This window comes from Pseudomonas putida (assembly GCF_026625125.1).
Lineage (GTDB): Bacteria > Pseudomonadota > Gammaproteobacteria > Pseudomonadales > Pseudomonadaceae > Aquipseudomonas > Aquipseudomonas putida_X.
The window spans coordinates 4,844,409-4,863,670 of the sequence record NZ_CP113097.1 but is presented as its reverse complement, the minus strand read 5'-3'; the positions used below and the strand labels follow the sequence as shown (position 1 = coordinate 4,863,670).

15 protein-coding genes are annotated in these 19,262 nt (G+C 62.6%); 8 read left to right on the top strand and 7 right to left on the bottom strand.

What is annotated here, in order from left to right; translation table 11 throughout:
* Positions 1-18: 18 nt before the first annotated feature.
* The 6 genes from hisS to OSW16_RS22350 all read left to right on the top strand — a co-directional run bounded on the left by hisS (position 19) and on the right by OSW16_RS22350 (position 6,761).
* Complete coding sequence (gene hisS, locus OSW16_RS22375; protein ID WP_267818578.1) at positions 19-1,308, top strand: histidine--tRNA ligase; 1,290 nt, start codon at positions 19-21, stop codon at positions 1,306-1,308.
* Positions 1,309-1,347: 39 nt separating this feature from the next.
* On the top strand, positions 1,348-1,989 hold the full coding sequence (locus OSW16_RS22370) for a tetratricopeptide repeat protein (RefSeq protein WP_267818577.1): 642 nt from the start codon (positions 1,348-1,350) through the stop codon (positions 1,987-1,989).
* 1 nt (position 1,990) lies between these two features.
* Positions 1,991-3,133 (top strand): outer membrane protein assembly factor BamB, encoded by a 1,143-nt coding sequence (gene bamB, locus OSW16_RS22365; RefSeq protein ID WP_241804190.1) that lies wholly within the window; start codon positions 1,991-1,993, stop codon positions 3,131-3,133.
* 117 nt (positions 3,134-3,250) lie between these two features.
* Positions 3,251-4,714: a ribosome biogenesis GTPase Der gene (der, locus tag OSW16_RS22360; RefSeq protein WP_241804191.1), complete on the top strand. Its 1,464-nt coding sequence runs from the start codon at positions 3,251-3,253 to the stop codon at positions 4,712-4,714.
* A 119-nt stretch (positions 4,715-4,833) separates the two neighbouring features.
* Positions 4,834-5,982: a pyridoxal phosphate-dependent aminotransferase gene (locus tag OSW16_RS22355; protein WP_267818574.1), complete on the top strand. Its 1,149-nt coding sequence runs from the start codon at positions 4,834-4,836 to the stop codon at positions 5,980-5,982.
* Positions 5,970-6,761 carry an amidohydrolase gene (locus OSW16_RS22350; RefSeq protein WP_267818572.1) on the top strand — a complete coding sequence of 264 codons (792 nt, stop codon included), beginning with the start codon at positions 5,970-5,972 and terminating at the stop codon, positions 6,759-6,761. The genes OSW16_RS22355 and OSW16_RS22350 overlap by 13 nt, the downstream gene beginning before the upstream one ends.
* Before the next feature lie 172 nt (positions 6,762-6,933).
* On the opposite strand, the gene OSW16_RS22345 is transcribed toward OSW16_RS22350, so the two are convergent.
* Together OSW16_RS22345 and OSW16_RS22340 are read right to left on the bottom strand one after the other, a co-directional pair.
* The gene (locus OSW16_RS22345; RefSeq protein WP_267818570.1) at positions 6,934-9,489 is read right to left on the bottom strand and encodes a sulfite reductase flavoprotein subunit alpha; all 2,556 of its coding nucleotides are present in this window, start codon (positions 9,487-9,489) and stop codon (positions 6,934-6,936) included.
* Positions 9,490-9,591: 102 nt separating this feature from the next.
* Entirely contained in the window at positions 9,592-11,874 is a 2,283-nt protein-coding gene (locus OSW16_RS22340) for a TonB-dependent receptor (protein WP_267818568.1), read from the bottom strand.
* Between the two features lie 221 nt (positions 11,875-12,095).
* On the opposite strand from OSW16_RS22340, the gene OSW16_RS22335 reads away from it, so the two are divergent.
* Together OSW16_RS22335 and OSW16_RS22330 are read left to right on the top strand one after the other, a co-directional pair.
* Positions 12,096-12,776 (top strand): Fe2+-dependent dioxygenase, encoded by a 681-nt coding sequence (locus tag OSW16_RS22335; protein WP_241804196.1) that lies wholly within the window; start codon positions 12,096-12,098, stop codon positions 12,774-12,776.
* Between the two features lie 3 nt (positions 12,777-12,779).
* Positions 12,780-13,529 (top strand): tetratricopeptide repeat protein, encoded by a 750-nt coding sequence (locus tag OSW16_RS22330; protein WP_267818566.1) that lies wholly within the window; start codon positions 12,780-12,782, stop codon positions 13,527-13,529.
* A gap of 290 nt (positions 13,530-13,819) precedes the next feature.
* Here the strand turns inward: OSW16_RS22330 and OSW16_RS22325 are convergent, their stop codons facing one another.
* The 5 genes from OSW16_RS22325 to OSW16_RS22305 all read right to left on the bottom strand — a co-directional run bounded on the left by OSW16_RS22325 (position 13,820) and on the right by OSW16_RS22305 (position 19,168).
* A complete protein-coding gene (locus OSW16_RS22325; protein ID WP_012316125.1) occupies positions 13,820-14,983 on the bottom strand; it encodes a type III PLP-dependent enzyme in 1,164 nt (387 codons plus the stop codon).
* Between the two features lie 742 nt (positions 14,984-15,725).
* The gene (locus tag OSW16_RS22320; protein ID WP_267818563.1) at positions 15,726-16,883 is read right to left on the bottom strand and encodes a betaine/proline/choline family ABC transporter ATP-binding protein; all 1,158 of its coding nucleotides are present in this window, start codon (positions 16,881-16,883) and stop codon (positions 15,726-15,728) included.
* A complete protein-coding gene (locus tag OSW16_RS22315; protein ID WP_012316120.1) occupies positions 16,880-17,533 on the bottom strand; it encodes an ABC transporter permease in 654 nt (217 codons plus the stop codon). The genes OSW16_RS22320 and OSW16_RS22315 overlap by 4 nt, the downstream gene beginning before the upstream one ends.
* Positions 17,530-18,441 carry a glycine betaine ABC transporter substrate-binding protein gene (locus OSW16_RS22310; RefSeq protein WP_241804199.1) on the bottom strand — a complete coding sequence of 304 codons (912 nt, stop codon included), beginning with the start codon at positions 18,439-18,441 and terminating at the stop codon, positions 17,530-17,532. The genes OSW16_RS22315 and OSW16_RS22310 overlap by 4 nt, the downstream gene beginning before the upstream one ends.
* Before the next feature lie 13 nt (positions 18,442-18,454).
* Complete coding sequence (locus OSW16_RS22305; RefSeq protein WP_241804200.1) at positions 18,455-19,168, bottom strand: ABC transporter permease; 714 nt, start codon at positions 19,166-19,168, stop codon at positions 18,455-18,457.
* Positions 19,169-19,262: the final 94 nt, after the last annotated feature.

Below are 19,262 nucleotides of genomic sequence, written 5' to 3'. Positions count from 1 at the left end.
GATTCGTAAGGACTTTTCGTGAGCAAATCGCTGCAAGCCATCCGTGGCATGAACGACATCCTGCCAGAGCAGTCGCCGCTGTGGCGCTACTTCGAAGGCACCGTCGCCGGGCTGCTGGACACCTATGGGTACAGCCAGATCCGCACGCCGATCGTCGAGTTCACCGAGCTGTTCAAGCGCTCCATCGGTGAAGTCACCGACATCGTCGAAAAAGAGATGTACACCTTCGAGGACCGCAACGGCGATTCGCTGACCCTGCGCCCCGAAGGCACGGCTGCCTGCGTACGTGCCGTGCTCGAGCACGGCATCACCGGCAACGGCCAGGTGCAGAAACTGTGGTACATCGGCCAGATGTTCCGCCACGAGCGCCCGCAGAAGGGCCGCTACCGCCAGTTCCACCAGATTGGCGTCGAGGTGTTCAACCTGGACGGCCCGGACATCGATGCCGAGCTGATCATGCTGACCTGGCGTTTGTGGGGCCTGCTGGGCATCCAGGATGCGGTCAAGCTCGAGCTGAACAGCCTGGGCACCAGCGAGGCCCGCGCCCGCTACCGTGACGCGCTGGTCGAGTTCCTCTCGGCGCGCCTGGAGCAACTCGACGAAGACAGCCAGCGCCGCCTCAAGAGCAATCCGCTGCGCATCCTCGACAGCAAAAACCCTGATACTCAGGCGGTGCTGGTCGGCGCGCCGAAGCTGGAAGACTACCTCGACGAAGACTCCCGGGTGCACTTCGAGGGCCTCAAAGCCCGTCTGGATGCTGCCGGTATTCCGTTCGTGATCAACACCAAGCTGGTGCGTGGCCTGGACTACTACAGCAAGACCGTGTTCGAGTGGGTCACCGACAAGCTTGGCGCCCAGGGCACTGTCTGCGCAGGCGGCCGCTACGATGGCCTGGTAGAGCAGATGGGTGGGAAGCCGACCACCGGCGTTGGTTTCGCCATGGGTATCGAGCGCCTGATCCTGCTGCTGGAGACCCTGGGCCAGGTCCCGGAATCCATCAACCGCCAGATCGATGTGTACCTGTGCGCCTTTGGCGAACAGGCGGAGCTGGCTGGCCTGCGCTTGTCCGAAAGCCTGCGCGACCGTCTGCCGGGCCTGCGCCTGGCGGTCAATGCCGGTGGCGGCAGCTTCAAGAGCCAGTTCAAGAAAGCCGACAAGAGCGGCGCGTTGTTCGCCCTGATCCTGGGTGACGACGAGTTGGCCAAGCAAGAGATTGGTCTCAAGCCCCTGCGTGGTCAGGGCGAACAACAGAACATTGCCTGGGATGCTCTGGCTGAGCACCTGGAAACCGCGATCGCTCAGGCGTAACGCGGTTCAACAAGCGAATAGGCGAAAAGGAGTATTGGGGTGTCGAGTACCGATGATGATGACCTGGCAGGGGTCAAGGACTGGTGGAACCGTAACGGCAAGCCACTGCTGACCGGTGCGCTGCTGGCGGGCGTGGTGGTTTTGGGTTGGAACACTTGGCACAAGTACCAGGACAACCAGTCGCAAGGCGCATCGCAGCTGTATCAGGCCCTGCTTGAAACCAGCCTGACGCCGAGCGGGCAGCCGGACGCGGCCAAGGTCGCTGAGTTGTCCGGCAAGCTCAAGAGCGAGTTTGGTGGTACCGCCTACGCCCAGTACGGCAGCCTGTTCGTGGCCAAGGTCGCGGTCGAGAGCGGCAAGCTCGACGACGCCGCTGCCGAGCTGAAGAATGTGCTCGACAAGCCTGCTGACGACACCCTGGGCGAAATTTCGCGCCAGCGCCTGGCACGCGTGCTCGCGGCTCAGAACAAGGCCGAAGATGCGCTCAAGCTGCTCGACGGTGACGCTGATAAGGCGTTTCTGGCCAGCCGTGAAGAATTGAAGGGCGACCTGCTGGTGCAGTTGGGTCGTGCCGACGATGCTCACAGCGCTTATGAAAAAGCCAAGGCCGCGCTGTCCGATGAGGCGGCGGTCGGTGGCTTGCAACTGAAGCTGGATGACTTGGCCAAAGGGGACGCGTGACGTGATCGGTTGGAAACAAGCAGCAGTGCTGACCCTGGCCGTACTGGCCGCAGGGTGCAGCAGCAACAGCAAGAAGGAACTGCCTCCGGCCGAGCTGACCAAGTTCACCGAAGAAGTGGTACTGAAAAAACAGTGGAGCCGTTCGATCGGTGACGGCCAGGGCGAGACTTACAATACCCTGGTACCCGCCATCGAGAACGACCGCATCTACGCCAGCGACGTCAATGGCGAAGTCTTCGCCCTCGACCGCATCACTGGCGACGTCGTGTGGAAGAAGGACCTGGAGCTGCCGGTTTCCGGCGCCGTCGGCGTTGGCTATGGCCTGGTCATGCTCGGCACGCTCAAGGGTGAAGTGATTGCCCTGGACTCCAGCACCGGTGAAGAGCGCTGGCGTTCCCGCGTCACCAGCGAAGTGCTGGCGCCGCCTGCCAACAACGGTGACGTTGTGGTGGTGCAGACCCAGGACGACCGCCTGATCGGGCTCGATGCCGCTACCGGCGACCGCCGCTGGATCTACGAGAGCACTCCGGCTGTCCTGACCCTGCGGGGCACCGGTGCGCCGATTGTCACCAACCGCCTGGCCGTCGCCGGCCTTTCCACCGGTAAGGTGGTGGCGGTCGACATCAACAATGGCGTGCCAGTGTGGGAGAGCCGTGTGGCCATCCCGCAGGGCCGTTCCGAGCTGGACCGTGTGGTCGACATCGACGGCGGCCTGCTGCTGTCCGGTGGCACGCTGTACGTCAGCACCTACCAGGGCCGCGTAGCGGGCCTGGACCTGGAGAGCGGCCGTGTGCTGTGGCAGCGTGATGCGTCGAGCTACGTGGGTGTCGCCCAAGGTTTCGGCAACGTCTATGTCAGCGAGGCCTCAGGCAGTGTCGAAGGTGTCGACGAGCGCTCTTCCAGCGCCCTGTGGACCAACGACTCGATGGCCCGCCGTCAATTGTCGGCGCCGGAAGTGTTCTCCAGTTACGTGGCTGTAGGTGACTTCGAAGGTTACCTGCACCTGCTCAGCCAGGTCGACGGCCGTTTCGTCGGACGTGAGCGTATCGACAGCGATGGCCTGCGCGCCCGGCCCCTGGTGGTCGGCGACACCATCTATGTCTTTGGCAACAGCGGCAAGCTCGAGGCACTGACCATCCGCTGAAGCTATGCTCAAGACCACGACAGGTCTTGAGTTGCGGCGTAGGACACGCCGCCCGAACTCCGGCCGCTGCCTTGCAGCGGCCTTTGCATTTTCAAGAATTCAAGAGTGGAGAGCCGCATGGTTCCCGTAATCGCCCTGGTGGGACGGCCGAACGTCGGCAAATCCACCATGTTCAACCGCCTGACCAAAACCCGCGATGCCATCGTGGGTGACCTGTCGGGTCTGACCCGTGACCGCCAGTATGGTGATGCCAGCTGGCAGGGTCGCTCCTTCATCCTGATCGACACCGGTGGTATCACCGGTGACGAAGTGGGCATGGACGAGAAGATGGCCGAGCAGTCGTTGATGGCTATCGAAGAAGCCGACTACGTGCTGTTCCTGGTCGACGCCCGCGCCGGCATGACTGCCGCCGACCAGATGATCGCCGAGCACCTGCGCAAGCGGAACAAGTCGGCCATTCTGGTGGCCAACAAGATCGACAACATCGACGCCGACGTCGCCCGCGCCGAGTTTTCGCCGCTGGGTATGGGTAATGCCATTCCGGTGGCAGGCTCCCAGGGCCGTGGCATCAATCAGTTGATGGAGTCGGTGCTGGGTCACATTCCTCGCGATGCCGAGGAAGAAGCCCTCGACCAGGAGGTTGCCGAAGGCGAGGAAGCGGTACGCATCCCCGGCCCGAGCGAAAAGGATGGCATCAAGATCGCCATCATCGGCCGCCCCAACGTGGGCAAGTCGACCCTGGTCAACCGCATGCTCGGCGAAGAGCGCGTGGTGGTCTACGACCAGCCGGGTACCACCCGTGACAGTATCTACATCCCGTTCGAGCGCGATAACGAGAAGTACACCTTCATCGACACCGCGGGTGTGCGCAAGCGCGGCAAGATTCACGAGGAAGTCGAAAAGTTCTCGGTGGTGAAGACGCTGCAGGCGATCAAGGACGCCAACGTGGTGATCTTCGTCATGGACGCTCGCGAGGGCGTGGTCGACCACGACCTCAACCTGCTGGGCTTCGCCCTGGAAGCGGGCCGCGCCATCGTCATCGCCCTGAACAAGTGGGACGGCATGGAGCCGGGTGAGCGCGACTACGTCAAGACCGAACTGGAGCGCCGGCTGTTCTTCGTCGACTTTGCCGACATCCACTTCATCTCGGCGCTGCACGGCACCGGCGTGGGTCACCTGTACAAGTCGGTGCAGGCCGCGTTCAAATCGGCGGTCACCCGCTGGCCAACCAGCCGTCTGACGCAGATCCTCGAAGACGCCGTCAGTGAGCACCAGCCTCCGCTGGTCAATGGCCGCCGCATCAAGCTGCGCTATGCCCACCTCGGGGGTGCCAACCCGCCGCTGATCGTGATCCACGGCAACCAGACCGAGAAGATCCCCAAGTCCTACTCGCGTTACCTGGAAAACACCTACCGCCGCGTGCTCAAACTGGTCGGTACGCCGATCCGTATCGAGTACAAGGGCGGTGAGAACCCGTACGAGGGCAAGAAGAACACCCTCACCGACCGCCAGGTCAACAAGAAGCGCCGCTTGATGTCGCACCACAAGAAGGCCGAGAAGAAGCGCCGCGACAAGCGCTGACAAGCGGCAGACTTCAAGTCGCAAGCCACAAGAATGAGCGGACGCTGATACATGTCGCTTTTTCTTGTGGCTTGGAGCTTGTAGCTTATAGCTCTCCGTCCCGCAGGAAAGAGGGCTCCATGATCCGCAGCAAATTGCCGAACGTCGGCACGACCATCTTCACCACCATGTCCCAGCTCGCTGTGCAGACGGGCGCGCTCAACCTGTCCCAGGGCTTCCCTGACTTCAATGGCCCGCAGGCCCTGCTCGATGCAGTGGGCCGGCACGTGGCTGCCGGGCATAACCAGTATTCGCCAATGACCGGCCTGCCGGCCTTGCGCCAGCAGGTGGCTGCCAAAGTGGCGCGGCTGTACGGCGCACAGGTGGATGCCGACCAGGAAGTGACCATCACCCCCGGTGCCACCGAGGCGATTTTCTGTGCCATCCAGGCAGTGGTGCATGCGGGTGACGAGGTGATTGTCTTCGACCCGTGTTACGACAGCTATGAGCCTTCGGTGGAGCTGGCCGGTGGTCGCTGCGTGCATGTGCAACTGAGCGACGGCGACTTCCGTATCGACTGGCAGAAGTTCAGCGATGCCCTGAGCCCGCGCACCCGCATGGTCATCCTCAATTCGCCGCACAACCCCAGTGGCGCGCTGATCACCCGCGAAGACCTTGAGCAGTTGGCAACGCTCGTTGCCGACCGCGATATCTACCTGATCAGCGACGAAGTCTACGAGCACCTGGTTTACGACGGCGTCCGCCACGCCAGCGTGCTGGCCCACGAACAGCTGTATCAACGTGCCTTTGTGGTCAGCTCGTTCGGCAAGACGTACCACGTCACTGGCTGGAAGACCGGCTACGTGATCGCGCCTGCGGCGTTGAGTGCAGAGCTGCGCAAGGTGCACCAGTACGTCAACTTCTGTGGCGTGACGCCGCTGCAGTGCGCCCTGGCCGACTTCATGGCCGAGCACCCCGAGCATATCGACGAGTTGCCGGCCTTCTACCAGGGCAAGCGTGACGTGTTCTGCGGTTTGCTGGAGGGTTCGCGTTTCAACTTTACCCGCACGGCGGGCACTTATTTCCAGCTGGTGGACTATTCGCAGATCCGGCCAGACCTGAACGACGTCGAAATGGCCCTTTGGCTCACCCGTGAACACGGCGTTGCGACCATTCCGGTGTCGGTGTTCTACCAGCGACCCATCCCCGAGCAACGCCTGATACGCCTGTGCTTTGCCAAACGTGAGGAGACGCTGCGTCAGGCAGCGGAAAAACTATGCGCGATCTGAGTGCACTGCCCAACCTGAAAATCGCCTTGGTGCAAACGGCCCTGGCCTGGCACGACCGCGAGGCCAATTACGCTCATTTCGAGGTTTTGCTCGACCAGGCTGGAGACGCCGACCTGGTGATCCTCCCCGAGATGTTCACCACGGGTTTTTCCATGGAATCGGAAAGCCTGGCCGAGCCTGAGAACGGCCCGACGTACAAATGGCTCAAGGCGCAGGCCAAGCGCATCAACGCTGTGGTTACCGGCAGCGTGATCATCCAGGCCGCCGATGGCAGCCACCGCAACCGCTTGCTGTGGGCGCGGCCGGACGGCGAGATCCTGTTCTACGACAAGCGCCACCTGTTCCGCATGGCCGGTGAACACAAGCATTACACCCCGGGTGAGCGTCAGGTGCAGTTCGAGATCAAGGGCTGGCGGGTACGCCCGCTGATCTGCTACGACCTGCGGTTCCCGGTGTGGAGCCGCGATGCCCAGGATACCGACCTGCTGTTGTACACCGCGAACTGGCCGGCAGCACGCCGCCAGCACTGGAACCGGCTGCTGCCGGCGCGGGGTATCGAAAACCTGTGCTTTGTGGCCGCGGTGAACCGGGTGGGCACCGATGGCAAGGGTTTCGCGTATTCAGGCGACAGCCAGGTGCTGGATTTTCAGGGTGAAAGCCTGCTCAGCGCGGGTGAGGCTGATGGCGTGTTCACGGTGGTGCTGCGGGCAGCGGAGCTCGCCAACTACCGCACCCGCTTCCCGGCCAACCTGGATGCCGATACCTTCGAGCTGCACTGAGTCTGCACCGGCCAATCGCCGGCAAGCCGGCTCCCACCGGTGCGGCGCAGGCTCAAGATAGCGGACTGCCCCAAGACATTGGATTGCTGTCCAACTTCTTGGGGGCAGTCCACATTAGAGTGGGAGCCGGCTTGCCGGCGATGGTGCCGGTGCTGGCTGCATCAACCCCTGATCAGTAAACATCCCGCCGATAACGCCCATCTTCGATCAACTGCTCGACAACCGCTTCGCCGAGCATGCCTTTGAGCGCCGCATCGACACCGGCCGCCATCCCTTGCAGGCTGCCGCAGACATACACATAAGCCCCATCGGCAACCCAGCGCTTGAACGCTTCGGCCTGCTGCAGCAATACATCCTGCACATACACCTTCTCGGCCTGATCGCGCGAGAACGCCAGGTCCAGCCGCGCCAGGTCGCCGTTAGCCAGCCAGCCTTGCAGCTCATCGCCACACAGCAGGTCATGCGCGCGGTTACGCTCGCCGAACAACAGCCAGTTGCGCTGCTCGCCGGCATTGACCCGCGCCCGCAGCAGGCTGCGCAGGCCCGCAATGCCTGTGCCGTTGCCGATCAGGATCATCGGCGCGGCGCTTTCGGGCAAATGGAAACCACTGTTGCGGCGCAGGCGCAGGCCAAGGGTGCCAGCGACTGGCAGGTATTCAGTCAGCCAGCCAGAGCCCAGGCCAAGGGTGCCATCGGGGTGACGCTCCTGGCGTACGATCAGTTCCAGCACACCATCGCTGGCGATCGAGGCGATGGAATATTCGCGGCTGCCGATCGGAACCAGCGCATCGATCAGGGCTTGTGGTTGCAAGCCGATCAGGTGCTCCCGCTGGGTGGGTAGCTGGCGGCCTGCCAGGGCCTGGGCGAGGGTCTCGTTCAGGCCGTGAAGCTGCACCGTAGCGTTGGCGTCGACGGCCAGGCCGCTGAGGAATGCCTCCACGCGTGGCTGGCCATTGAGCGGCAGAATTTCAACCAGGTCACCGGCCTCCCAGCTGGCGGGCGCTTCGCAGCGCAGACCGATCAGGTAGACCGCTTGCCCTTGGCTGCCAGGGTTGAGCCGTTCGCGGCTGACCAAGGTCCAGTTGCCGAAACTTGGCGGTTGCCAGGCAGCGACGGGCTGGGCGCCAGTCAGCTGTGCCAGCTCCTGTTGCCATTGCTGCAGGGCCGCCTGGTCGGCGTTGTCCACCTCCACCGGGCTGAACGCCGTGCTGGCACCGCGCTCGCCGAGCCATGCCTGTAAGCGCCGGGCAAAGCCGCAGAAGTGCGGGTACTGGCGATCACCGAGCGCCAGCACGGCATAGCTGAGGCCGCTCAGCGCCCAAGGCTGGCCCAGCACCTTGCGCTCGAAGGCTCGGGCGCTGTCAGGCGCCTCGCCGTCACCGAACGTACTGACGACGAACAGCGCGCGGCGCGTCTGGCGCAGGTCCTCTTCGCCCAGATCGGCAAGCGCACGTACTTGCACCGGCAACCCTGCCGCCTGCAGCTGGCCGGCGCTCTGCCAGGCCAGTTGCTCGGCGAAACCGCTCTGGCTGGCAAAGCCGATCAACCAGCTGTCGCCGGTGCCGGCAGTGCTGTCGACGCTGCCACGGGCCGCGCGGACCTGGCGTTTTTTGCGGCGGCGATCGAGGTACAGCAGCCAACCGGTGACGAAGAACAGCGGCATGGTCAGGCTGGCGAGGGTGACGATGATCCGCCCCGGCAGGCCGAAGTATTCACCCACGTGCAAGGCATAGACACTTTGCAACAGCTGGGCCTTGAAGGATTTTTCGCTGTAGCGGTCGTGGCTTTTCACCTGGCCGGTGGCCGGGTCCAGGGTCAGGGTATCGAAGGCGCGTGGGTGCGCAGCGCTGTCGAGCAGGTAGAACAGGCTGGCGGGCTGGCCCCCGGCAGGGGGAAGACGCAGGTTGTACATGGCAAGGCGTGGGCCGGCAGCGTTTTTCAGGCTGGCCCAGATGGCGTCGTAGTCGACCACCAGCGGCGGCGCGTTCTTGTCCACCTTCTGCGGCCCATGGCGGCCACGGCCTTCGCCGCGCTTGTGCTGCTGCCCTGCGGCAGGGGCGTCGGCCAGCAGCCTGTTCAGGCCTTCGCGGTACCATTCGTAGGACCAGAACAGCCCGGTCAGCGCGAACAGAAGGTAGAACAGCAGGCACCAGGTGCCTGCAACGGCGTGCAGGTCCCAATTGAAGGCGCGGCCTTTTTTTGCCCAGTCAAAGGTCAGCCAGGTGCGCCAGTTCAGGGCTTTGCGCGGCCAGCGCAGGTACAGGCCGGAAAGGCAGAAAAACACCAGCATCAGGGTGCAGGCCCCCGTGATTTGCCGGCCCGTGTCACCCATGGCAAGGAACTGGTGCAGGGTGAGCATCAGTTTGAAGAAGTCTTGCCCTGCGGCCTGGCCCTTGAGCTCACCGGTATAGGGGTCGGCATAGCGCAGCTCACCGCGGCGCTCGCCCGGTGGTGGTGTGAAGAACACCCGTGCGGCGTTGCCTTCGCGTACATCTACCCACAGCATCGACACTTTGTCGCCTTGAGCGGCCTCGACCCGGCGCACCAGCTCAGCCGGAGGCAGCACACCCTCGGCGCGGACCTCGACGTTCAAGACATCGGCGTTGAAGGCACGCAGGAGTTCTTCCTGGAACGAATAGAGCGCCCCGGTAATGCCCATCAAGGCCAGCACCAGGCCGGCGGTGATGCCAAAGAACCAGTGCAATTGGAACAGTGTCTTCTTCACCACATCGATCACCTTGTATTGCTGCCGCGCCTGGCGCGGCGTGCATTATGCCTTGATACGCAAAAGCCCCGCTCACAGGAATGAACGGGGCTCCGGGCTGTTGCTTCAGAAGTGGACGCTGGTGGTCAGCAATGCGGTCCGGCCCGCCGCCTGGTTGGCGAAGTGGGTGGAAAACGCCTTGTCGTAGTACACCTCATTGGTGAGGTTCTGCACGTTCAGTTGCAGGTCGATGTTCTTGGTCAGCTTGTAGGCGGCCATGGCGTCGTAACGTACATAGCTGTCGACCATGGTGGTGTTGGCCACGTTGCCGTAGACGTCATCCACATAGAACGCGCCGCCGCCGACCGTCAGTTTCGGGGTGATCGAGTACGTGGTCCACAGGCTGGCGCTGTTGTTCGGCGTGTTCGGCAACTGGTTGCCGTCGTTGGCCTTGCCCAGCGGGCCGCCGTCGACCTGGCGGGCCTGCAGGTAGGTGTAGCCGGCGAACACTTGCCACTTGTCGGTAAGCTTGCCGCTGGCCGACAGTTCGATGCCTTGCACGCGGGTTTCGCCGACGTTTTCGTAGGTGGTGGTGTCCACCTGCACACGGGCGTTTTCCTTTTCGGTGCGGAACAACGCGGCGGCCAGGGACAGGCGCTCGTCGAGCAGATCCCACTTGGTGCCGATTTCGTAGTTGGTGGTTTCTTCCGGCTCCATGTCGCTGGCCAGGATGTTGCCACCACGGTCGGTGGTGCCCGACAGCGGGTTGCCTTCGGTTCCCTCGCCGAGCATCGCCCCGGGCGGGGTGGCGGAAGTGGCATAGGAAACGTAGATGCTGCCGTTCTCAGCCGGTTTCCAGACCAGGCCCAGCTGGCCGGTGAAGAACTCGCTGGTGTCGCGGCCTTTGGTCTGAACGCCGTTCTTGTTCACCACTGTCGCGCCCGAGGCATCGTACGTGCGGAACTTCGTGTCAAAGTGGTCGTAACGCAGGCCCATGTTCAACAACCACTCAGGCGTCAGCTCCAGCGTGTCGAAGGCGTAGATTGCACGGGTCTTGCTGCTGGTTTTGGTGCCGGCGTAGTTGCGCGAGATAGTGCCATCCCAGACATCGTCGGGGTTCGGGTCGCTCAGCGATGTACAGCTGCCACCATTGCTCGGGCCGGTGCAGGTGAGCTTGCTGTTTGGCGACACTGTGTAGCTCTGGCGGTCCGAGTCCTCCTTGCTGAACTCGACCCCTGTGGAGAAGCTGTTCTTGAAACCGCCCACGAAGAACTCACCGAACAGGTCGGTCTGGTTGGTGGTGGTGGCCGTGTTGCCCACACGGGTGTTGGCACGCCGCCATACGCCGTTGTTGTTGACGTTGCCAATGCTGTCGTCTGGCTGGGTCAGGATATAGTCCTGCATGCTGTTGCCATGACGCAGGGTGTTCTTGATGGTCAACGATTCGCTCAGGTCGTGTTCCACGGCGATAGTGGCGATGTCCACACGGGTCTTGCGGAAGTCGCGACCGGTCAGGCCATAGAAGTTGTCGCTGTCGCCGCCGTCGATCGGCTTGCTCGGGTGCGCCGAGGTACGTGCGCCGCTGCCTCCGGTCGGGATGCTGTACGGGATGCCCGAATCCGGCAGGTCGTCGCTTTCCAGGTGGTAATAGTCGAGGTTGACGCGGGTTGGCGTGCCCAGGCCGAAGGCCAGGGAGGGGGCGATACCCCAGCGGTCATAGTTGACCTTGTCACGGCCGGCGACGTTGCTCTCGTGGGTCATCAGGTTGAGCCGGCCGGCAGCGGTGTCGCTGAACTGGTAGTTGCCGTCGAAGGTGTAGCGTTGGGTCTGGTCGCTGCCCCAGGTCCAGGCACCGTCCAGGGAGTTGCCCAGGTGTGCACGCTTGCTCACCAGGTTGATGGTGCCGCCTGCCGCGCCGCGGCCACCGATGGCCGAGTTGGGGCCTTTGGCCACTTCCACCGATTCGATGGCGAAGATTTCACGGGTTTGCGCGCCGGTATCGCGGACACCGTCCAGGTAGGTGTCACCCTGGGCGTCGAAACCACGAATGAACGGGCGGTCGCCTTGCGGGTTGCCGCCTTCGCCTGCACCAAAGGTAATGCCCGGTACGGTGCGCAGGGCATCCTGCAGGCTCAGGGCGTTGGTGTCCTTGATGACTTGCTGGGGGATGACGGTAACCGAGCGCGGGGTGTCCACCAACGGTGCGGTGTACTTCTGCGAGGAGGCCTTCTCGACCTTGTAATCGGTGCTGGCCTGCTCGGCCTTGCCGTTGACGCTGGTGGCATCGAGGGTAATGGCACTGCTGGTAGCGGGATCGGCGGCGTAGGCGGACGAAGCGCTCAGGGCGACGCCGATGGCGGACACGACCAGGCGTGGCGAACTCACTGCAGATGGCACGTATTGACGCATTGTTATGGACCTTCCCCAAGGTGTGAAGGCCGCGGATCATAATGCAAGTGATTGTAGGTCACAATTGAGAGTCGTTACCATTCACTGCGAATTTACAATCTTTACAAATTTTCTTTACGGTCAAAGGAAGCTGAAACGTCTCGGGTGCAGAAAGGGCTTGTGCGGCGTAAAAGGGAATCAATATCATTGGCTTCTTTACAATTCGTTACGGTGCTGCCGCCATGCTGCTTCATATTCCCGGCCTGTTCGACGCCGACGAGCTTGCCCGCATTCGCGCGGCACTGGAGCAGGCTGACTGGGCCGATGGCAAGGTCACGGCCGGCTATCAGTCGGCCAAGGCCAAGCACAACTTGCAGCTGCCAGAAGGCCACGCGCTGGCGAAGGAAATCGGTAGCGCGCTGATCGACCGCCTGTGGAAAACGCCGCGGTTCATGTCGGCGGCGCTGCCGCACAAAGTCTTCCCGCCGCTGATCAACTGCTACCGTGAGGGTGGCAACTTCGGCTTCCACATCGACAATGCCCTGCGCCAGCCCAAAGGCAGCCCGGAGCGGGTGCGCACTGACCTTTCCTCTACGCTTTTTCTCAGCGATCCGGACAGCTACGACGGTGGCGAGTTGGTGATCCAACACACCTATGGCGAGCAACAGGTCAAGCTGGCGGCCGGTGACCTGGTGCTGTACCCGGGCACGAGCCTGCACAAGGTCAACCCGGTGACGCGCGGCGTGCGTTATGCGGCGTTCTTCTGGACCCAGAGCCTGGTGCGGGAGGACAGCCAGCGTGCGTTGCTGTTCGAGATGGACAATGCCATCCAGCAACTCACTGCCGATGTGCCGGAGCACCCCTCGTTGCTGCAATTGACTGGCACCTACCATAACCTGCTGCGCCGCTGGGCAGAGGTCTGAGCCGTGTCCTATCCGTTGCGCCGTGAAGAAGTGGTGGATGTCGCCGGCCTGAAGGCCATGCTCGAAGATAGCCCGGGCAAAGCCGCCCAGGCCATTCTCGCGGCGGCAGGGCAGGGCGTGATCGAGGCGCAGTTGCTGCTCGGGCAGATCCTGCTCGACGGCCGCGGCATCGAAGCGGATGCCGGAGTGGCCCGGCGCTGGTTCGGTATTGCCGCCCAGGGTGGCAGTGCCATGGCGCACAATATGCTCGGGCGGTGCCTGGAGCATGGTTGGGGTGGCGAGGTGAATGTGGCACAGGCTGCGGTTCACTATGCCCGCGCGGCCGATGCCGGGCTGGACTGGGGGTTGTATAACCTGGGCAACCTGCTGGCTACCGGGCGTGGGGTGCCGGCCAATCAGGCGCAGGCATTGATGTGCTACCAGAAGGCTGCGCAGCTGGGGCATGCCAAGTCGATGAACCTGTATGGGCGTTACCTGGAGCAGGGTATCGCTACGGCGCCAAGTCCGGTGCGGGCGGTGCGCTGGTATCGGCGATCGGCCGAGGCGGGGGATTTTCGTGGAATGTTCAGTTTGGCGATGGTGCTGGCCGAGCGTGGCCAGATGGCCGAAGTGGGGCCGTGGCTGGAGCGGGCGCGGGTTGAGGGCAACCTGAATTTTTTGCGCAGTGCGTTGGTGACCTTGCAGGGGGCTGGGCCAGGGTTGATGGCCTTTGCGGCGCGGTATGCCGCTGAGATAGAACAGCGCCAGGTGTGATGGTGTCGGCACTGGCCCCATCTCCGGCAAGCCGGCTCCCACGGATTTGCGCCGGCCCTTAGAAATTGCTTCCACATGGATTTGCGCTGGTCTTTAGAAATTGCTTCCACATGGATTTGCGCTGGTCTTTAGAAATTGCTTCCACATGGATTTGCGCCGGCCATTAGGAATTGCTTCCACAGACAAAGCGCAGGCCTGAAGAACTGCGCGGTCGGGGTGGGAGCCGGCTTGCCGGCGATGGGGCCAAGCCAGGCACCAATGAAAACGGGGCCTTTCGGCCCCGTTCTGCATTATAGGTAGTAGGCCTTCAGCGGCGGGAAGCCGTTGAATTCCACTGCGCTGTAGCTGGTGGTGTAGGCACCGGTCGATAGCCAGTAGAGGCGGTCACCGATCGCCAGGTTCAGCGGCAGGCCGTACTTGTAGTGCTCGTACATGATGTCGGCGCTGTCACAGGTCGGGCCGGCGATGACCACTTCTTCCATCTCGCCTTTCTTTTCGGTCCAGATCGGGAACTTGATGGACTCGTCCATGGTTTCGATCAGGCCGGAGAATTTGCCCACATCGGTGTACACCCAGCGCTCGACAGCGGTACGCGATTTGCGCGCAACCAGCACGACTTCGCTGACTAGGATACCGGCGTTGGCGATCAGCGAGCGGCCTGGCTCAAGGATGATTTCCGGCAGGTCGTCACCGAAGTCTTCCTTCAGGAAGCGGATGATCTCTTCAGCGTAGGTTTCCAGGCTGTTGGTGCGGGTGATGTAGTTGGCCGGGAAGCCGCCACCCATGTTGATCAGCTTCAGCTCGATGCCGTCTTCTTCCTTCAGGCGCTCGAAGATCACTTTGACCTTGGCGATCGCGGCGTCCCACACACTGATGTCGCGCTGTTGCGAACCCACGTGGAAGGAAATGCCGTATGGCACCAGGCCCAGGTCGCGGGCCAGGATCAGCAGGTCCATGGCCATGTCGGTCTGGCAGCCGAACTTGCGCGACAGCGGCCAGTCGGCGGTGGTGGAGCCTTCGGTCAGGATGCGTACGTAGACCTTGGAGCCCGGGGCGGCCTTGGCGATGTTGCGCAGGTCGGCTTCTGAATCGGTGGCGTACAGGCGCACACCTTTTTCAAAGAAGTAACGGATGTCCTTGGACTTCTTGATGGTGTTGCCGTAGCTGATGCGGTCGGCGCTGACGCCACGGCCCATGACCTTGTCCAGCTCATAGATCGAGGCGATGTCGAAGCTCGAGCCTTTCTCTTTGAGCAGGTCGATGATCTCGACCGCCGGGTTGGCCTTGACCGCGTAGTAGACCTTGGCGAACTCGAAACCGGCGCGCAGGTCGTCGTAGGCCTGGCTGATCATCTGGGTATCGATGAGTACGAACGGGGTTTCCTGCTTGTCGGCGAACGCCTTCATTTTCTGGAAGGTGTCACGCGCGAAATAGTCTTCGACCTGGATCGACATGCTCAGGGACTCCATGGGCAAACTGAAAAGATAAGTGGCTGCAAACTGAACGTCCTCCGTATCCCCACTTTGGTTCGCCTACTCAGTACTTGAGCCGGATGGATCGTTTCCAGCATGGACGTTCGGCGCGCACTTTAGGGCGTGAAGAACCCAAGATCAACAGGCAATCAGGGCGTGTCGGCCCACGATCGACGCGCTGCCACTTGAATAACCGACTCGTGTGACCAGCAGATGTTCCCTGAACCCTGGCAGGCGTAAAAAATTGTGGAATAGACCGTCTTTGGCCCATTTCGGGCAAGCCCGTTTCCATAGGCTTGGCGGGCTTTCTGCAAAGTGGCCTGGCCTGCAAAAAAAAGCGCAGGTGTTCATATTAATGGCCACGGTCATGGCCACTGCAGTGCCTGAAATACCACATAAATTTTTTGTTACCGACTGGCGGATTTCCTGCGTTTTATGAGGAGCACTGCTAATTTTCGCCATTGACTACGGACCGACGATGGTCAACCTGAGATTGGCGGCGGGGGTGAAGCACTTCTTTGACGAGCCTTTGGGCAGGCCGGTTTAGGGTTCCGATATCCCCATCGCCCCAATCGCCGGCAAGCCGGCTCACACATGGATTGCGCCGGCTTTTAGAAAATGGGCAAGACGGTTGCTTGCACAGGTAAAGCACAGCCCTGAAGAATTGCGCGGTCAGGGTGGGAGCCGGCTTGCCGGCGATTGGGGCGCGAAGCGCCCCCGTTGATCAGGAAACCGCCGCCTCGGCCGGTGACACGATACTGGTCTTGGCCCCGCGCGATCTCCCCGAGCTCAGGTAAGCCGCGATCGACTCCTGCGTCACCTCGCCCAGGAACACCTGCTCGGCATCCAGCACCGGCAACCACGCGCGGTTGAACTCGTACATCCGCGACAGCAGGATGCGCAGGTGCTCATCGTGCGAAGCCGTTGCATTGAACTGGCGCAGGAAGTCTGCACAGGTACCTTGCTGGCGGTGCATGTCGCGCCGGCGTACATACCCCAGCGCCTTGTTCTGCGCATCGGTGACCACCACATAGCGGCGATCGTGCTCGTCCAGCAGCTCCAGCGCATCGCCCACCGGCGTTTGTGGGCTTACCGAAGGGGCGTTGTCCGCCGCATCTTCGGCGCGCACCAGCAACAGGCGTTTCAAGGTGCTGTCCTGGCCCACGAAGTTGCTGACGAAGTCATCGACCGGGTGGGCCAGCAAGGTGTCCGGGTGGTCCAGCTGCAGCAACTTGCCGGCGCGGAAGATGGCAATCTTGTCGGCCAGCTTGATCGCTTCGTCGATGTCGTGGCTGACCATGATCACGGTCTTGTTCAGCGCCCGCTGCATCTCGAAGAACTCGTTCTGGATCATTTCGCGGTTGATCGGGTCGACGGCGCCGAACGGCTCGTCCATCAACAGCACCGGCGCGTCTGCGGCCAGCGCACGGATCACCCCGATGCGCTGTTGCTGGCCACCGGACAGTTCACGCGGGTAGCGTTGCAGATACTGCTTGGGCTCGAGCTTGATCATGTGCATCAGCTCGCGGGCGCGGTCGTGGCACTTTTGCTTGTCCCAGCCGAGCAGGCGCGGGACCACAGTGATGTTTTCCTCGATGGTCATGTTGGGGAACAGGCCGATCTGCTGGATCACATAGCCGATGTGGCGGCGCAAGGTCACTTCGTCCAGGCCGCTGGTGTCTTCGCCATTGATGAACACCTGCCCGGAGGTTGGCGTGATCAGGCGGTTGATCATCTTCAGCGTGGTGCTCTTGCCACAGCCCGAGGGGCCGAGGAACACGCAGATTTCGCCTTCGTTGACGGTCAGGCTGACCGCATCGACGGCTTTGACGTCCTTGCCGTTGACGTTGAAGGTTTTGCTGAGGTTCTTGAGTTCGATCATGAGCGCAGTCCTTCTGGAGTCAGGGCACGTTGCAGGGTTTGCAGGAGCAGGTCGGCGATGATTGCCAGCAGGCTGACCAGTACGGCGCCAACCAGCAGCATCGACATGTCGCTGCGGCTGATGGAGGTGAGGATGAGCACGCCCAGGCCACCGGCACCGATGGTCGCGGCGATGGTCATCACGCCGATGTTCATCACCACGGCAGTGCGCACGCCGGCGAGGATGACAGGCACGGCAATCGGTAGCTCGACCATGCGCAGGCGCTGGCCGAAGGTCATGCCGATACCGCGTGCGGCTTCACGGATGCCGGGCTCGACGTTGGTCAGGGCCAGATAGGTGTTGCGCAGGATGGGCAGCAGTGAATAAAGGAACACCGCGGTGATCGCAGGCAATGGCCCCAGGCCCTGGCCGAACTTGGAGTAGAACGGCAGCAGCAGGCCGAACAGGGCAATCGACGGGATGGTCAGCAGCACTGTGGCGCTGGCCTGCAGTGGGCCGGCCACCACCGGGAAGCGGGTCATCAGGATGCCCAGCGGCACGCCGACCAGGATTGCCAGGCCAACGGCAATGCCGACCAGCATGATGTGCTGCCAGGTCAGTTGCAGCACCAGGGCCCAGTCGAGGTGGGCGAACGTATCGAGCAGGCTCATGGCTGCACCTCCTTGAGTGGGTGCTCACGCAGGAATGCTGCCGCCACGGCAGTCGGGCTCTGGTGTTCGACGTCGACCTTGGCATTGAGCTGGCGCATGGTCTGGTCATCGAGCTGCTCGGCCAGGGGCTTGAGCAGGGCGACCAGTTGCGGGTTGGCGTCGAGCACGGCCTTGCGCACCACCGGGGCAGCGGTGTAGTCGGGGAAGTAGTGCTTGTCGTCTTCCAGCAGCTTGAGGTTGAACGCACTCAGGCGGCCGTCCGTGGTGTAGACCAGGCCTGCGAACACCTGGTTGTTGTGCATGGCGGTATAGACCAGGCCGGCGTCCATCTGCCTGATGTTGGCACGGCCGACTTGCAGGTCGTACATCTCCTTCAGGCCGACCAGGCCGTCGGGGCGGTTGGCGAACTCGGTGTCCAGGGCGATCAGGTGGTTGCGCTCGCGTTCGTCGCGCAGCACCTGATTGAGGTCACTGATCGTGTTGATTTGTGGGTAGGCCTCAGCGACCTGTTCAGGCAGGCCCAGGGCGTAGGTGTTGCTGAACTTGGTCGGGGTCAGCCAGATCAGGTCTTTCTTGGCGTCCAGCGCCTTGACCTTGGCGTAGGTGGCTTCGGCACTGGGCATGCGCTCCTCGATGTGGTTGTAGGACACCAGCGACACGCCGGTGTACTCCCACATCAAGTCCAGCTGGCCAGTCTCTTGGGCCTGCCGAGCGAGGCTGCTGCCAAGGCCACCGGTGACGCGCACATCGAAGCCATTGGCGCGCAGGTATTGGGCGGTGATTTCGGCGAGTACGGTCTGTTCGGTGAACACCCGTGCGCCGATGCGCACCACGGGTTTTTCCGCCGCCTGGGCAAAGCCTGCGAACAGCAGGGCCGCGCCCAGCAGCAAGGCGATTCTCTTCTTCATACGTTCCCTCTTTTTATTGGGCCAGGCCACGTTCCAGCCAGCGCTTGCTGGAGAAACTCACCGCGGCATCCAGCGCCAGGGCCAGCAACGCCGTGCAGGCCGCGCCAAGCAGCAGCTGTGGCTGGTTGTTCAGGGCAATGCCGGGGAAGATCAGGCTGCCGAGGCTGTTGGCACCGATCAGGAACGCCAGGGGCGCAGTGCCCACGTTCAGCGCCAGAGCCACACGCACTCCACCGACGATGATCGGTACCGCATTGGGCAGTTCCACTTGCCAGAGTCGCTGGCGCGGGGTCATGCCGATGCCGGTGGCGGCTTCCTTGAGCGAGGCGGGGACGTTTTTCAGGCCTTCGTAGGTGTTGCGTACGATTGGCAGGAGGGAGGCGAGGAACAGCGCGAAGATCGCGGGCCCGGCGCCGATGCCCAGGACACTGAGCGCGATGGCCAGAACGGCCAGAGGGGGAATGGTGTTGCCAACGTTGAAGAACTGCATGAAGCGCTCGGCTTTGTCGACCCGGTGCGGTCGACTCAAGGCAATGCCGGCGGGGATGCCCACGGCCAACGCCGCCGCCATCGAAGCCAGCACCAATACCAGGTGCGCTTGCAGGTAGAACCCAAGATCATCGCGATAACGCGCGATCGTGTCGATGCCGATCCAGTGGATCAGCAGGGCCAGGATGACGAGCACGGCGGCCCATCCCAACAGCCCTTTTCCGTAGCGTGTAGCCACAGGTGGACTCCTTGTGTTGTCGGCGAGCACACTCTTTTTATGGCCGGCCATGGCTGGCGGCGAGTGGTGTGTTCGCGATTAGCAGCGTGACGCT